This is a genomic window from Serratia sp. S4 (genome assembly GCF_000347995.1).
GTDB classification, from domain to species: domain Bacteria; phylum Pseudomonadota; class Gammaproteobacteria; order Enterobacterales; family Enterobacteriaceae; genus Serratia; species Serratia quinivorans.
This window is the reverse complement of the sequence record NZ_KB661120.1, coordinates 2331501-2346470: the sequence shown is the minus strand read 5'-3', so window position 1 is coordinate 2346470 and position 14970 is coordinate 2331501. Positions and strand designations below refer to the sequence as shown.

Sequence of the window (14970 nt, the reverse complement as noted above, 5' to 3'; positions counted from 1 at the left end):
CTTTCTTCGTCAATCAGCTAGAGCAAGAGATTTCCAGATGTTTTCCCCAGTCCGGCGGCAACGCGGCGAGATCGTCATACTCTGGGTTATCCGCAAACGGCGCCAGTAACGCCTGATGCAAACGCGCCAGCTTAGTGACATCATCTTGTTCGGCGCTTTCTATCGCCTGTTGCGCCAGATAGTTGCGCAGGATTAGCTTCGGATTCACTGCCTTCATCGCCTGCTGGCGCTGCGCGTCACTCACCTGTTCTTGCTGCAGGCGCTGGCGATACTGCTGATACCAGCCATCGAATGCGGCGCGATCGATAAATTCATCTCGCAGTGGCGACTGCGCCTGCTGCTGCTCCGTCTGGCTTAGCAGGCGGAATGTCCGGCTATAGTCCCGGCCCTCTTGCGCCATCAGACTTAGCAATCCGGTCAGCAAATCATTATCCTGCTGCGACTGGGTGAAAAAGCCGAGCTTGGCTCTCATCTGTTCCCCATAGGCACGCATCAGGGCCGGTTCATAGGCCGCCAGCGCATTTTGCAACTGCTCGGTGCTCATCAGCCCGGAAAGGGTTTGCGCCAGGCGGTGAAGATTCCACAGCGCCACCGCCGGCTGGTTATCATAGGCATAACGCCCCTGATGATCGGAATGGTTACAGATATAGTCGGGCTTATAATCGTCAAGGAAGCCGTAGGGACCATAGTCGATAGTGATACCCAAAATCGACATGTTATCGGTGTTCATCACGCCGTGAGCAAAACCGACGGTCTGCCAATGGGCGATGAGCCGGGCGGTGCGTTCGACCACATCGGTAAACCACAGCAGATAGCCATCGCTCTGATCTTTAAACTGCGGCCAGTGGCGGGCAATCACAAAATCAGCCAACTGCTGCACCTGCTCCGGCTGCTTACGGTAATAAAAATGTTCGAAATGGCCGAAACGCACGTGGCTTTCCGCTACGCGTAGCAGCATCGCCCCACGTTCAGCCTGTTCGCGATAGACGGGCTGATCGCTGGTCACAATGGTCAACGCACGCGTGGTTGGAATGCCCAGATGATGCAACGCCTCGGAAGCCAGGAACTCACGGATCACCGAGCGCAGCACCGCACGGCCGTCGCCCATACGTGAATACGGCGTCAGTCCGGCCCCTTTCAGATGCCAGTCCATGCTGCGACCATCCGCCAGCCGCTGTTCACCCAGCAAAATGCCGCGACCATCACCCAATTGCCCGGCCCAGACGCCGAACTGATGACCGCTGTACACCTGTGCCAGCGGCCGCATACCCGGCAGCAGCGTTTCCCCCGCCCAAATAGGGGTTTTATCCTGAGTAAACCAGCTTTCGTCCAGCCCCAGCTCACGCGCCAGTGGCTCGCTGTGATACAGCAGGCGAGTCCCCTTCAACGGCGTGGGGGTCAATTCGGTATAAAAACCGGCTAATTGTTGTTGGTAAGCATTTTCAAACTGCGGCATAGGCCCTCCGTTCCACCTAGTGTAGAGCCTGGGCGCGGGGATTAACACGGAAGAAATGCAGGGAGAACGCATCTGCCTGATACCAGGACAGATGCGAGGGGATTGGCTTTTATGTATACCGATATGGCTTAAAAGCCTTTTTGCGCTGATGTATAAAATACTTTATCAGCGAGAGAATGATAATGAATAACAGTACCGGGATAGCAGCCAACCTCATCCCGACCATTATTGGAACCATTGTGTGTGCAGTACTCTCAATTATTGTTTTTGAACTCATCGGGCGTTACCCGTAACGCTGCCAAATTATCCACACCAACGCTGGGCCATAAAAAACCTTGCAGGCCAAAAACACCGGCGTGTCTGAGCTTATTAAAATATTCCTCCCTCTCTATTCCTTCGACGATGACTCCCTTGCACAGCAGATTGATATTCTTTAATAGCGAGTCAATGACCACGTCATAACCCTGGTGGGTAAACAGCTGCCAGTAAAATCGCTTATCGATTTTCACGTAGTCGAATAGACCATCATACAATGCGGTCAGAGTTGCCTGACCAGAACCAAAGTCGTCCAACCACAGTGAGAATTTCTCACTAAGCAGACGAATTTTTTCATTGTTTTTCCCCGCCGAAAGATTCGGAAAACCCTCGCTGATTTCAAAGGCGATAAATGACCATTGTTTGATCCGTTCGCACAATTGATCGTCAGCAAGAATCAAATCGACCAGGATTTCTTCGACATCAAGCGTCAACATTACATCGTTTTCGACAAACCAGGCGGCATTCTGCTCCGCCAAACTCAATTGTTCATTAAATAACTCAATCCTTTGCTCGGTGGACAATAAATTAATCCCAATGTCAGCCGGCATCGCCAAATCACCGTCCAGGCTATTAAAACGGTTCAAGATTTCCACCGCCAACAGCCTGCCCTCCATTGAGTAAACAGGTTGAAAAACATAGCTACTAATAAAGTCAGCTTCGAGTTGGATTTTCATTTCAATGCCATAGGCTGAATGGCGAACATCTCATCGTATATCAATATATTTTATCGATCAATCCCTGTGAGATTAATCGGAAATATCAATACAGCCAGTCATAACTTATCATTTAATTGATAGATTAAAGCTATATTAGACGGACATAACGCGGATATGAAAACAATTTGGCTTAAGGCACCAACCGTGACCCACGGCATGAATTTGAGAAGTATTTGGCTTATGTGATAAGATAATTCTGAAAATTTGACTTATCGACATTGTTTTAATTAAAGAAATTCCTATTCCGCGTTAAATATCAAATCCGTATCTCTGGCCTATGTACAACGCAGTGAGCTTAACTGATTAAATTTAATAACGCATCAATTCCTGGCGTTATTCCTTGCATTGAATCGGCAAAAAAATGCCCACCTTGATTTTCGGGTAAAATATGCTACCTGAGTGTTTTTACTGCATTTTTTTGCAAGAAAGGATTACGACATGAAGGAGAGGGAAACTCGTGGCATAAAAAAGGGATGAGTTGCCTCATCCCGGAGCATTCAGGATCCGAACGTTATTTGATCGTTTCAAGCAACCATTGTCGCAGCTCGGTTAATTCTGCGGCCTGCTCTGGGTACTGCACAATCAAAGCATCGCAGCAATTAGCCAACGCCTCGCTGCGATAGGTGCAGCCCACCAGCATCTCGGCCAGCCGTTGAAACGGTGCCGGGCTGAGACTGTCGGTAAAAATCTGCGCCCGGCAAATGGCGCCTTTTTCCACGTCAAAGAAGATATCTACCCCACCCCAGACAAACCGTTCATTCAGCAGGTGACTGAAGGCCGGCGCCTTGCCGAAATTCCATTCCCAACTGCTTTGTTTGGCAAACTGCGCGGCAAAATCCGGCAAATCGGGATAAACGTCAGGCGAAATGATTTCTGCTTTCGCAGTCTCACCATAATGGTCAAAGAACGCCTGAGTTATTGCGTCGCACACCTGCTGGTGGCTGATATCGGCTTTAAATTCCGCCAGATTGGCAACGCGAGAACGTACCGAGGTGATGCCCTTGGCCTGCAATTTTTTAGGGTCCGGATTAAGGTAGTCGGCCAGGCGATTGAGATCCGCGTTCAGCAACAAGGTGCCATGGTGGAACCCGCGATCCTGAGTTTCCCGGTAGGCCGAGCCGGAGATTTTACGCACGCCCTCTGCGGTATCAATCACCAGATCATTGCGTCCCGATGCGGTGGCCGCAATGCCCAACTGAGCCAGAGCTTGCAGAATAATGCCGGTTGAGACGGTTTTATCATAACCGGGTTTGCCTGCCATAAAGGTAAAACAGCTATTGCCCAAATCGTGGAATACCGCACCACCGCCGCTGCTGCGGCGTGCCAGACGAATACCATCCTGCTCCATGCGGCGGGTGTTGCACTCTTTCCAGGGGTTTTGTGACTGACCAATGACCACGGTTTCGGCATTGCGCCACAGGAACAGAATTTTCTGCGTGGTCATTTCGCGGAAGATGCACTCTTCCACTGCCAGATTGAACCAGGGATCGTAGGAATCGGAAATCAACAGGCGTAAGTTACTCATGGCGGCCACCGTTAACAATGTGATACCGCCATGATACACCAAATCAAGAGGTTAGAGCTAAATGCGACGCGCCTGCCAGTAGACCTTCTTCCAGTACACGTTGTTCAGCGAGGAACGTATCACGCCGCGGCTGGTTGAGGCATGGATAAACTGATCGTTGGTGTCATAAATGCCAACGTGCAAACCATTTTCGCCGCCACCGGTTTTGAAAAACACCAGATCGCCTGGCATCAGCTCATCGCGCGAGACTTTGGTTCCCAGCGAGGTTTGCTCTTCAGTAGAGCGTGGTAATTGCATATCGAAACGATCGCTGAAGGTGCGATAAACAAACCCGGAGCAGTCGACGCCACCGCGGTCTAACCCGCCGTAGCGATAAGGGGCACCGTACCATTGACGCAGCTGTTCGTTTAACTGAGCGACAACCACAATCGAATCGGCCAATCTGCCGCTAGGTGGCGGCGCATGGCTGCTACAACCGGCAAGAATTAAACTGGCTAATAAAAACCAAATACGCATCCGCATAATATCCCTTCATTGAACAGATTGCCGCTTTATGCCTCCCGCTAAAGCATACCGCCTGCGAGGCAAAGCCGACACCAGCTAAGGAAAGCGCTATTTTGGGCTAATTTATCCCCCTGTAGGGGAAAAAGGCAAGCATGGTGAAGGAGATAATCGAATTGACGCCGTTTTTCGCGCTATTGGGGCGTTTTTACCTTGGCCTGACTGTTAATCAGCCACACGCCAAACAGGATAAACAGCGTGCCCAAGGTTTTCAGCAGCGTGGCGGATTCATTAAACCAGGGCAGGATCACCGCGGCCAGATAGACCAGCGCATAACTTACACTCAACAGCGGGTAAGCACGATTGAGTGGCAAATGGTGCAGCGCGAAGAACCAACACAGCATTGACAGCGCATAGCCAAAAATACCGCCGCTGACCGCCACTAACGGCAACCAATACTGCATAAACAGGTTCAGGGTGACATCGGCAAATGACATCAGTGGGATCTGCGCCATACCCCACTTCATCAGCAACTGTGCCAGCGTGACTAACAGCACGCTGGCCGCGCCCCAGGCATAACCTCTCATGGATTGATACTCATCAGCAGGATCCCCAGCATGATTGAAGCCACTCCGTACCAATGGCGTGCGGTAGTCGGCTCATTAAACAGCCAGCGGGCGGCCAGCGTCACCAGAACAAAATTCAGGCTGAGCGTCGGATATGCCAGGCTGAGCGGCAAACGTTGCAACACATTAAGCCACACCGCCATGCCCAGTCCCAACAGCAAAACGGCCAGCGCCAACCAGCGCAGCGTTACCCCCCGCCTGACTTCGGGAGGTAACTGCCAGCTCAGAGCGGCCTGTTTCTGGCACAGCTGCCCACCACAGGTGAGCAGACTGACCAGTACCACCAACAAATAGCCGACTATCATGGCTGCTGTTGGTACCAGAACAACGCCAGACGATTCATCACCTCAACCTTATCTGCTTTCGGCAGCTTTTGCTGATCAATGCTTTCTCCACGCGACAACTGCAACACCAGTGAGACATCGCCCTGTTTACGCGCCTGTGCCAGCCACTGCGGGAAATCGCTGTCGCTGATGAGATGGCTGCGGGCATCCGGATACTCCAAACCGTAGGACACCTCCCCCTTCTGGTTAAACATCAATACGTCGCTGCGCTTCAACTCCCAGGCCAACCCAGCCGCTACGCCAACGCTGTCGGTCAGCACGTAGCGGCTATGGCCTAATTCAGCCATATTCACCCGGATAAAGTTTTGCGGCAGCTTGGAGTCGGTCACCTGCTGCGGAATGGCGTAACCAATCAACAAACACAGCAACAATGGGCAAGCCGCTGCCCAGCTCCAGCGTTGCGCATTATTACGCACCGACACTACGGCAAACAACAACCAACCGGCAAAGGCGATAATGCCGATAACAATCTTCGGCCACTCTTGCGCGGTAAACAAATGCACTTTGGGTAACAGTCCGGAGCCCAGAACCACCAGCGCCAGGATGCAGATTAAGCCAAACAATCCGTTTAATACGGCGTTAACCTTGAATACCTTGCTGCGCAATGCCGCCACGCAATCTTCGGCATAGGCTGCCATCAGCAATGCCAGGGGTGCCATGCACGGTAAAATATAGGTCGGCAGCTTGCCCTTGGCGATGCTGAAGAAGATCAACGGCATCATTACCCAGCTAAGCAGGAAGAACAGTTCCGGACGCTGAACGCGTTCCCGCCAGCCCTTGAGCAAGGATCCCGGCAGTAGCGCCAACCAGGGCAACACCGCCGCCATCAAAACCGGGACGTAATACCAGAACGGGGCTTTATGTTGCGCGTTGTCCTCGGCGAAACGTTGAATATGCTCCACCCAGAAGAAGTAGTTCCAGAAATCCGGCTCACGCTGTGCGATGGCCAGCGCCCAAGGCAAGCTCAGCAGCACAGCCACCACGATAGCCACTGGGCCGTAGATCAGCAGGTCTTTAATTCGCCGTTGTTGAATGACGATCGGGATCACCGCGATCACCGGTACCGCCAGTGCCAGAAAACCCTTGGTCATAAAGCCCATGCCGCAGGCTAGCCCCAACAGCACGTAGCCGCCCAGCTTGCCTTTGGCCGTGGTCGCTTTCAGCGTCAGATAATAACTGACCATCGCGGCGGCCAGCCACAAGGAGATCATCGGGTCCAACACGCTGTAGGTACCGATACTGAATACCAGAACCATCGACAGGAAAATCAACGTCGCCAGGCTGGCACGGCGCGCATTGCGCCACATCAGCATTGCCAGTGCGAATACCAGCAGCGCCGTCATGCCGGTACTGAATACCGAACCGAAGCGCACCGCAAAGTTGGTATCGCCAAACAACCATTGGCTGATGTTATTGAACCAGTAGCCGGCCACCGGTTTTTCAAAATAACGCAGGCCAAGCAAATGTGGCACTACCCAGTCGCCACGTTGCAGCATTTCGCGGCTAATCTCGGCGTAGCGGGTTTCATCCGGTTGCCATAGCAGGCGACCGTTGAGCGGAATCAGGTAAACCAGAGCAAAAAAAATGGCCAACAAAATGGCCCATGATCCTTTTAGCGCCTTCATGAATCGTCCTTCACATCGGTTTGACAACCCAGCCAACCTTCGCGGCCAGGGAAAGGAGCGCGCTCGACGCGGCCCAATGGCAATGACGCCAAATCTTGAGGCAACAGTGCGCTTAACGGACAGAATTCTATGCCCTGCCGTTGCGCCCGCTGCAGTAACTGCTCGAACATTGCGGCCTGTGACATGCCCTCCACCTCGGTATGAATGGTATACACCGGCACACCACGATCGTTTTCAATCGCCCGCAGAATGTAATCGTTGAAATCATTCATACTCACTTCACTACCTATCACCTCATCAAAGGTAGGCAGCGTGACCGGGATTTGTACGGTTCCCAACCGACCATCGCTTAACACCGGACGGAAGGGATGGGTGCCACGACAGTCGCTGTTGTAGTGAAAACCAAAACGCTGCTTCACTTCCAGCACCCGCGTATCGGCACGCCAACCGGCAACCGCCGAACATTTGACAGGCTGACCGGTACTGTTGGCCAGCGCATCCACACCGAGCTGAACCTGCTGCATCAGTTGCGCTTCTGACCAACGGCCAACCTTGGCCTGCCAACCCTGGTGATCCCAGGCGTGCAGCCCCACTTCATGCCCAGCCTGGGCAGTCAGTTTCATCAACGGCCCCAGGGCACGGGCAATATTACGCCCCGGCCAGGCCGTGCCTGCCAGCAAAATATCCCAGCCGTACAGTGACGCGGCATTGGAGCGCAGCATTTTCCACAGGAATTTCGGACGCAAAAGGCGCCACAAATGGCGCCCCATATTGTCCGGTCCAACGCTGAAGAAGAAACTGGCCTGAATATTGTACTTGTCGAGCAGCTCCAGCAACTGCGGCACCCCCTCTCGGGTGCCGCTGAAGGTATCTACGTCAACTCGCAGACCGACTTTCTTCATGCACCGTCACCTTCCTGAACGGTCGTACGCAGGAAGTAATCCAACGTATCAGCGACGGTTTGCTGCATGGCGATGGTTGGCTGCCAATCCAGCAAGCGGCGGGCATTCTTGATGCTCGGCGTGCGGTGCTCAACGTCCTGATAGCCTTTACCGTAATAGCTGCTGCTTTCAACGTCCTTGAAGCCGGCAAACGGTGGGAAACGGTCACGCAGCGGATGGTTGTTGAAGCTTTCGAGCAGCATTTCTGCCAACTCGCGGATACTGGCTTCGTTGGTCGGGTTACCGATGTTGACGATCTGGCCATCGCACAGGCCATCACGGTTTTCGATAATGCGGAACAGCGCTTCGATACCGTCATTGATGTCGGTGAAGCAACGTTTTTGCGCCCCGCCGTCCATCAATTTAATTGGCGAGCCTTCCACCAGGTTGAGGATCAGCTGGGTAATGGCGCGAGAAGAACCGATACGTGCGGCATCCAGGTTATCCAGACGTGGACCCATCCAGTTAAACGGACGGAACAGCGTGAACTTCAAGCCTTCTTTGGCACCGTAAGCCCAGATCACTCGATCCAGCAACTGCTTGGATACCGAGTAAATCCAGCGCTGTTTGTTGATCGGGCCGACAATCAGGCGTGAGTGGTCTTCGTCGAATTCCTTGTCGTCACACATGCCGTACACCTCGGAGGTGGACGGGAAGATAATGCGCTTGTTGTATTTCACGCAGTCGCGGACGATTTTCAGGTTTTCTTCGAAATCCAGCTCGAATACGCGCAGTGGGTTGCGGGTGTATTCAATCGGTGTGGCAATCGCCACCAGCGGCAGGATCACGTCACATTTCTTGATGTGATACTCGATCCACTCGGAGTGGATGCTGATATCCCCTTCCACAAAGTGGAAGCGCGGGTTACCCAGGAAACGGCTGATGGCGTCAGAACCGATATCCAGACCGTAGATATCATAGCGGTCATCACGCAGCAGGCGTTCGGTCAGGTGGTTACCGATAAAGCCGTTAACGCCGAGGATCAGCACGCGGGTTCTGCGTTTCATCACTGCGTTTGGCTTGGCGGCCAGGCGCACGTCGGTGACGATCCCCATTTCCTGCGCCAGACGGCTGCCTTGCACGTACAAACCGACATCGTTTTGGCCGGCCACAATTTCCAGCGCACCTTCACCGCAGGCAATGATCAGCGGAGAGGTACTGAGCACGGTACCCGGTTGCTTGTCATGCCGGGTATCCAGCACGCGGGCACGCCAGACAATCAGTTTACGCTGGCCAAGGTAGCTGAAAGCACCAGGGTAAGGTTCGGTCACGGCACGGACCAGGTTGTTAATTTCCTGCGCTGATTTATGCCACAGAATTTCACCATCTGCCGCGGTGCGACGACCAAAATAGCTGGCTTCAGCTTCATTTTGCCTGGTGAATGAGGCCGTCCCGTTTTTCAGCTTCGGCAGTTGCTCTTTCAGCAGCGCCTGTGCCGCTTCCAGCACTTTTTTGTGCAGGGTCAGCGCGGTATCGTTAGCGGCAATCGCCACTTTGTGCTGGCCAACAATATCACCGGCATCCGCACGCTTAACCATTTTGTGCAACGTGGCACCGGTTTCGGTTTCACCATTTATCAGCGCCCAGTTTACCGGTGCGCGACCACGGTAATGCGGCAGCAGTGAGCCATGCAGATTGAAGCCGCCTTTTGGCGCCAGTGACAGCAACTCTTCACTCAGCATATTGCGGTAATAGAATGAGAAAATAATGTCAGGCTGCATCTCGCGGATACGTTCGATCCACAGTGGATGGTTAACGTCTTCCGGAGCATAAACCGGCAACTCCAATTCGGCACCCACACGGGCAACGGAGGAGAAAAAGTTGTTCTCACCAGGATCGTCGGTATGGGTGAATACCGCCTGAATATCATAGCCCGCGTCAGTCAGCGCTTTCAGACCAGCGCAGCCAATATCATGGTAAGCAAATACGATAGCTTTCATTATTCTTCTTCCTGAGTATTGTGGTTCGGCTGTTCACCGACCACTTTCTGAACAAAATAACGGGGGCGAGCACGAACATCGGTATAGATGCGACCGATGTACTCTCCCAACAGGCCCATGCCGACAAATTGGGCGCCGATAAAGGTAAACAGCACGGCAAACAGGGTGAACACCCCGCCGCCCGACCATTCAGGTCCCATAATCAAACGCAAGGCGATCAACAGCACCGCCAGCAAAAAACCTGACAGCGCCACCACACTGCCCACCACGCTGAGCAAACGCAGCGGCGTCGTGGTCAGGCAGGTGATCAGGTCATACATCAGGTTAATCAGCTTCATCAGGCTGTATTTGGAATCACCAAACTCGCGCTCCGCATGCAGCACTTCAATTTCAGTGGTGCGGCGGGCAAAGGTATTCGCCAGAATGGGGATAAAGGTACTGCGCTCGTGGCAGTTCAACATCGCCTCGATAATATGGCGGCGATAGGCGCGCAGCATGCAGCCGTAATCCCCCATCGATTTACCAGTGGCGCGTTGGATCATCATATTGATGATGCGCGAAGCGCTTTTGCGGAACCAGGAATCCTGACGGTTGGCACGCACGGTTCCCACCACGTCGTAACCTTCCTCCGCCACTTTCACCAGACGCGGGATCTCTTCCGGCGGGTTTTGCAAATCGGCATCCAGCGTAATCACCAGATCGCCACTTACCTGATTGAAACCGGCCATGATCGCCGAATGCTGGCCATAGTTACGGTTAAGCAACACGGCAATCACGCAGCTGCCCGGCTGTTCGGCCGCGGCGGTCAGCATATCGGCAGAATTGTCGCTGCTGCCGTCATCGACCAGGATAATTTCATAAGGTTGGGTCAGTTGTTTACAGGCGGCGGTGGTACGTTCGAGCAAGGCAGGCAAACTTTCCTGCTCGTTATAGACCGGGATCACCACCGAAACTTTTTTTATCGGTTCAACGCGAGACACGTAACGACTCCACAACAGAAGACAAGGCTTTAACCACGCGATCAACATCGGCGTCGGTCATATCAGGGAATAGCGGCAAGGTGCACAGACGTGCCGAGTTCCATTCGGTATTGGGCAAGGAAAGCTGCGGATAGCGACCACGATAAAACTTCTGGGTATGGGCGGCACGGAAATGCAGGCCGGTACCGATACCCATTTCTTTCAGGCGTTCCATCAACTGGTCGCGATCGATACCGCAGCGTTCAGCGTCAACGCGCACCATAAACAGATGCCAGGCATGGTCGTGCGGATAATCAGGTAATCCCAACGGCAGGAAAGGCGAACCTTCCAGAGCGGTGAGGTAACGTTGCGCCAGCGCCTTGCGGCGAGCATTAAGCTGCGGCAAACGGGCCAACTGCACCACGGCGATAGCCGCGTGGATATCGGAAAGATTGTATTTGTAACCAGGCTCGACCACTTCGGCCTGGGGTTTGCGCCCCAACTGCTGGCGATCAAAAGCATCAACGGCCAGGCCGTGGAACTTCAGACAGCGCAGGCGATCTGCCAGTTGGTCGTCGTCGGTGGCGATCAGGCCGCCTTCGGCACAGGTCAGGTTTTTAATCGCATGGAATGAGAAAATTGCCGTGCCGCGAGCCCCCACCCACTCACCGTTGTAACGGGCGCCCACCGCATGAGCGGCGTCTTCAATCAGGGGGAGATTGTGGCGTTTAGCCACCTCACGCAGTGCATCCATCTGCAACGGTGCGCCGGCGTAGTGCACCGGGACAATGGCTTTGGTTTTCGTCGTAATGGCGGCTTCAACATCACTGGCGCTGACCATCAGCGTATCGCGGTCAACGTCAATCATTACCGGCGTCGCACCGAGCAATTCAATCATGTTGAGGGTAGAAACCCAGGTCTGGGACGGGGTGATAACTTCGTCACCCGGGCCAATGTTCAACGCCATCAGAGTGATATGCATACCTGCAGTAGCGGAACAGACGGCGATGGCGTGTTTACAGCCGAAGGTGGCACAGAACTCACTTTCCAACTGCTGATTTTGCGGCCCGGTGGTGATCCAGCCTGAGCGCAATACCTTTTCTACCGCCGCGATCTCTTCATCGCCAATCGCCGGGCGTGAGAAAGGTAAAAATTGATCCATAGTTAACCCCAAACGTATCAAATTGCTTTAATGACACTGTAGATCTCTTTTATTTAACGAATATTAAACGCCAGAGAGAATCGTTCCTGATGGATTAACTGCCAATGTACGGCCACAAGCTTAACTAAACCTTAAGATGCGATTTATTATCAGCTAACTATCTGATTTGCGGGGGCCATCATCATTAAATTTAATTGATTTCAAAATCAATTAGTTATAGTTATATGTAATTATTTAATTATTCTGTTTGAACTTAATCATCGTAGCACGTCAGCGACGGTTTTCAAGATTGATGCGGTATTTTGGGGAAGCAAGGGGAAATAAAGCCGGTCGTTACCCGGCTATTTATATCAGGTCCGTTTATTTTTCGTTTAAGTCGCATTTTCAATGCGCTAACGCATTATGCCGTCCTGGTCATAATCCAGCGTTGATCGCCTACCGCCTGCAGGTGAAAATCCACGTCATAGATCTGTGAAAGCAATACCGGCTCCATCACTTCCCGCGTGGTTCCCTGCGCGACAAGACGCCCGGCATGCAGCAACCAGACCCGATCGGCCTGCTGCAAGGTATGATTAAGGTCGTGCGCGCAAACCAAAGCGCTACGTCCACTCTGACAAAACTCACGCAGTAACCGATCCAGCGCTACTTTTTGCGCCACATCCAGGCTATTGGTCGGTTCATCCAGCAGCAGCAGTTGGCTATGAGGATTGACCGTCGGCCAAACCTGCAGTAATACCGCGGCCAGGCGCACCCGCTGCCATTCCCCCCCGGACAACTGAGTCAGCATGCGCGGCAGCTTGTCCATCAGTTTAAAACGCTGGCACAGATAAACAATAGTGCTCTCCAGCGCCTGTTCCGTGCTACCTGCAGGCCGGTGCAGTTCCAGATACTGGAATACCGGCATCAGCGCCACTGGCGGCTGTTGCTGGCTTAAATAAGCACGGCGCAGAGCCAGTTCATTGCCCTGATAACCCGCCAGCGGCTGGTCTGCCAGCCGGATCTCGCCCGTGCCAGGCAGCATGCCTGCCAAACACGCCAGCAGTGTACTTTTGCCGGCTCCGTTCGGGCCAATAAGGTGAAACTGCAACCCAGCATCGACCTGTGCTGAAAATGGGGCCAGACGCCCTTCTACCCCAACCTGACTGAGTTGCAGCATTATGAATTATCGCTCCTTCTTTATATTACTTGGCCAACGCCTGTTTGACGGCGGCCACCAACGCAGGATCTTCCGGTGTCATATCTGGAGAGAAACGTTGGATCACATTGCCATCACGCCCGATCAGGAATTTCTCAAAATTCCACAGAATGTCACCGGTTTGCTTCGGTGCCCGGCCTTTACTGCTCATGCGCTCCAGGAATCCACTGTCCTGCGGCACCACGGCTTGCGGTTCGGCGGCAATCAGCGCCTGGTACAGCGGATGACGGTTTTCGCTGTTCACTTCAAGCTTGGCAAACATCGGGAACTCAACGCCAAAGGTGCCACGGCAAAACGCCAGGATCTCTTCGTTGCTGCCAGGCTCCTGCCCGAGGAACTCGTTGGATGGGAAGCCCAATACCTCAAAACCCTGGTCACGGTAGGTTTCGTACAGGGCTTCCAGCCCGGCATATTGCTTGGTCAGGCCGCATTCCGAAGCCACATTGACCACCAGCAACACGCTGCCTTTATATTTGCCCAGCGTGGTGGATTGATTCTCGATAGTGTTCAACGGAATGTCATAAATCGCTTGAGTCATGGAGCTTATCCTCTTGTTTTACTTGCAGGTGAACAGAGAAACTACCTTAAGCTTTTTACCCGGGTCAGTAGCCAGATAAATAGCGGTGCCCCCAGGGTGGCGGTTACCACGCCGATGGGTAATTCAGCCGACAGCAGCGTAATACGCGCCACCACATCGGCCGCCAGCAACACACCGGCGCCAGCCAGTGCGCAGCCCGGCAATAAATATCGCTGATTGGTCAGGCCACTGAGACGCAGCATGTGCGGTATGACCAGTCCGACAAAACCAATCACCCCGGCCAAAGCCACACTGACGCCCACCAGCCAGCCGATGGCCAGCACCAGTAGATTACGCCACAGATGCAGGGAAAGCCCAAGTTGACGCGCCTGTACTTCACCCAGCGCCATAAAGTTTAGCGCCTTGCCCTGGCAACACAGCCAAAGCAGCACCGGTAACAATGCCAGCACCAGCCATTTCTGCCGCCAGTCTACACCGCCAAAACCGCCCATCATCCAATACATCAGCTGGCGCAGGTCCAGGCTGGAACTAAAATACACCGCCCAGGTCATCACCGCGCTACACACAATGCCCAAGGCAACACCCACCAGCAGTAGACGCGCATTGGTCAGACGTTTGCGACGGGCAAAGCTCAGCAGCAGGAAGGTCATGACCAGCGCGCCGGCAATGGCGCTCAGGCTCATAAATGCTACCGGCAGCAGGCCGTTGCCCAGCAGCACCGTTAGCACCAGTGCCACCCCCGCGCCGTTGGCGACGCCCAGCAAACCCGGCTCAGCCAGCGGATTTTCAAACAGCGACTGCATTACCGCCCCGGCCACCGCCAGGCTGGCCCCTACCAACATCACTGCCAGCGCGCGCGGCAGGCGTAGTTGCCAGACAAACAGCTGCGCGGCCTCACCCGACCACTGTGAGGGCCAAAGCCAAACGTCGCCCGCACTGAGGCTGAAAACAAAGGCCACGGCAACGCCCAGCGTTAGCAGCAACAGATGGCGTTTATCGCGATGGCGCTGTTTGTGCAGCAATAAGGTAAAGGTCTGGCTGGCTGGCATAGGCGTGGCGATTCCCTGCTGGCCGCCAAGGCGGCCGAATAATTGACGTCTGGGTCAAATATTAGGGGGTTAGTG

The 14970-nt window shown here is 53.7% G+C and carries 14 protein-coding genes; all 14 read right to left on the bottom strand.

Translation table 11 applies throughout. The features are described from left to right. Positions 1–13: 13 nt before the first annotated feature. Complete coding sequence (locus SERS4_RS0111810) at positions 14–1456, bottom strand: protein adenylyltransferase SelO (RefSeq protein ID WP_017892640.1); 1443 nt, start codon at positions 1454–1456, stop codon at positions 14–16. A 254-nt stretch (positions 1457–1710) separates the two neighbouring features. Continuing rightward, a complete protein-coding gene (locus SERS4_RS0111805; protein WP_017892639.1) occupies positions 1711–2448 on the bottom strand; it encodes an EAL domain-containing protein in 738 nt (245 codons plus the stop codon). A gap of 553 nt (positions 2449–3001) precedes the next feature. Further along, entirely contained in the window at positions 3002–4015 is a 1014-nt protein-coding gene (locus tag SERS4_RS0111800; RefSeq protein WP_026142349.1) for a lipoate--protein ligase A, read from the bottom strand. A gap of 57 nt (positions 4016–4072) precedes the next feature. Further along, positions 4073–4537, bottom strand: a complete 465-nt coding sequence (locus tag SERS4_RS0111795; RefSeq protein WP_026142348.1) for an NlpC/P60 family protein — start codon at positions 4535–4537, stop codon at positions 4073–4075. Between the two features lie 173 nt (positions 4538–4710). Then, positions 4711–5103: a 4-amino-4-deoxy-L-arabinose-phosphoundecaprenol flippase subunit ArnF gene (arnF, locus tag SERS4_RS0111790; RefSeq protein WP_017892636.1), complete on the bottom strand. Its 393-nt coding sequence runs from the start codon at positions 5101–5103 to the stop codon at positions 4711–4713. Further along, positions 5100–5447, bottom strand: a complete 348-nt coding sequence (arnE, locus tag SERS4_RS0111785) for a 4-amino-4-deoxy-L-arabinose-phosphoundecaprenol flippase subunit ArnE (RefSeq protein ID WP_012144891.1) — start codon at positions 5445–5447, stop codon at positions 5100–5102. The genes arnF and arnE overlap by 4 nt, the downstream gene beginning before the upstream one ends. Continuing rightward, the gene (arnT, locus tag SERS4_RS0111780) at positions 5444–7111 is read right to left on the bottom strand and encodes a lipid IV(A) 4-amino-4-deoxy-L-arabinosyltransferase (protein WP_012144890.1); all 1668 of its coding nucleotides are present in this window, start codon (positions 7109–7111) and stop codon (positions 5444–5446) included. The genes arnE and arnT overlap by 4 nt, the downstream gene beginning before the upstream one ends. Further along, entirely contained in the window at positions 7108–8013 is a 906-nt protein-coding gene (arnD, locus tag SERS4_RS0111775; RefSeq protein WP_017892635.1) for a 4-deoxy-4-formamido-L-arabinose-phosphoundecaprenol deformylase, read from the bottom strand. The genes arnT and arnD overlap by 4 nt, the downstream gene beginning before the upstream one ends. Then, the gene (gene arnA, locus SERS4_RS0111770) at positions 8010–9992 is read right to left on the bottom strand and encodes a bifunctional UDP-4-amino-4-deoxy-L-arabinose formyltransferase/UDP-glucuronic acid oxidase ArnA (RefSeq protein WP_017892634.1); all 1983 of its coding nucleotides are present in this window, start codon (positions 9990–9992) and stop codon (positions 8010–8012) included. Before arnA ends, arnD begins: the two co-directional genes overlap by 4 nt. After that, positions 9992–10972, bottom strand: coding sequence for an undecaprenyl-phosphate 4-deoxy-4-formamido-L-arabinose transferase (arnC, locus tag SERS4_RS0111765; protein ID WP_012144887.1), 981 nt, complete (start codon positions 10970–10972; stop codon positions 9992–9994). The genes arnA and arnC overlap by 1 nt, the downstream gene beginning before the upstream one ends. Then, entirely contained in the window at positions 10959–12113 is a 1155-nt protein-coding gene (arnB, locus tag SERS4_RS0111760) for a UDP-4-amino-4-deoxy-L-arabinose aminotransferase (protein WP_017892633.1), read from the bottom strand. The genes arnC and arnB overlap by 14 nt, the downstream gene beginning before the upstream one ends. A gap of 400 nt (positions 12114–12513) precedes the next feature. Next, a complete protein-coding gene (gene btuD / locus SERS4_RS0111755; protein WP_017892632.1) occupies positions 12514–13269 on the bottom strand; it encodes a vitamin B12 ABC transporter ATP-binding protein BtuD in 756 nt (251 codons plus the stop codon). A 25-nt stretch (positions 13270–13294) separates the two neighbouring features. Continuing rightward, positions 13295–13846, bottom strand: a complete 552-nt coding sequence (locus tag SERS4_RS0111750; RefSeq protein ID WP_017892631.1) for a glutathione peroxidase — start codon at positions 13844–13846, stop codon at positions 13295–13297. Positions 13847–13887: 41 nt separating this feature from the next. After that, the gene (gene btuC / locus SERS4_RS0111745) at positions 13888–14895 is read right to left on the bottom strand and encodes a vitamin B12 ABC transporter permease BtuC (protein WP_012144883.1); all 1008 of its coding nucleotides are present in this window, start codon (positions 14893–14895) and stop codon (positions 13888–13890) included. Between the last annotated feature and the right edge of the window lie 75 nt (positions 14896–14970).

What these genes read in the sequence shown, in the direction of transcription:
- SERS4_RS0111810 (WP_017892640.1), bottom strand. Translation starts at nt 1,456, where the DNA reads ATGCCGCAGTTTGAAAATGCTTACCAACAACAATTAGCCGGTTTTTAT.
- SERS4_RS0111805 (WP_017892639.1), bottom strand. Translation starts at nt 2,448, where the DNA reads ATGAAAATCCAACTCGAAGCTGACTTTATTAGTAGCTATGTTTTTCAA.
- SERS4_RS0111800 (WP_026142349.1), bottom strand. Translation starts at nt 4,015, where the DNA reads ATGAGTAACTTACGCCTGTTGATTTCCGATTCCTACGATCCCTGGTTC.
- SERS4_RS0111795 (WP_026142348.1), bottom strand. Translation starts at nt 4,537, where the DNA reads ATGCGGATGCGTATTTGGTTTTTATTAGCCAGTTTAATTCTTGCCGGT.
- arnF (WP_017892636.1), bottom strand. Translation starts at nt 5,103, where the DNA reads ATGAGAGGTTATGCCTGGGGCGCGGCCAGCGTGCTGTTAGTCACGCTG.
- arnE (WP_012144891.1), bottom strand. Translation starts at nt 5,447, where the DNA reads ATGATAGTCGGCTATTTGTTGGTGGTACTGGTCAGTCTGCTCACCTGT.
- arnT (WP_012144890.1), bottom strand. Translation starts at nt 7,111, where the DNA reads ATGAAGGCGCTAAAAGGATCATGGGCCATTTTGTTGGCCATTTTTTTT.
- arnD (WP_017892635.1), bottom strand. Translation starts at nt 8,013, where the DNA reads ATGAAGAAAGTCGGTCTGCGAGTTGACGTAGATACCTTCAGCGGCACC.
- arnA (WP_017892634.1), bottom strand. Translation starts at nt 9,992, where the DNA reads ATGAAAGCTATCGTATTTGCTTACCATGATATTGGCTGCGCTGGTCTG.
- arnB (WP_017892633.1), bottom strand. Translation starts at nt 12,113, where the DNA reads ATGGATCAATTTTTACCTTTCTCACGCCCGGCGATTGGCGATGAAGAG.
- btuD (WP_017892632.1), bottom strand. Translation starts at nt 13,269, where the DNA reads ATGCTGCAACTCAGTCAGGTTGGGGTAGAAGGGCGTCTGGCCCCATTT.
- SERS4_RS0111750 (WP_017892631.1), bottom strand. Translation starts at nt 13,846, where the DNA reads ATGACTCAAGCGATTTATGACATTCCGTTGAACACTATCGAGAATCAA.
- btuC (WP_012144883.1), bottom strand. Translation starts at nt 14,895, where the DNA reads ATGCCAGCCAGCCAGACCTTTACCTTATTGCTGCACAAACAGCGCCAT.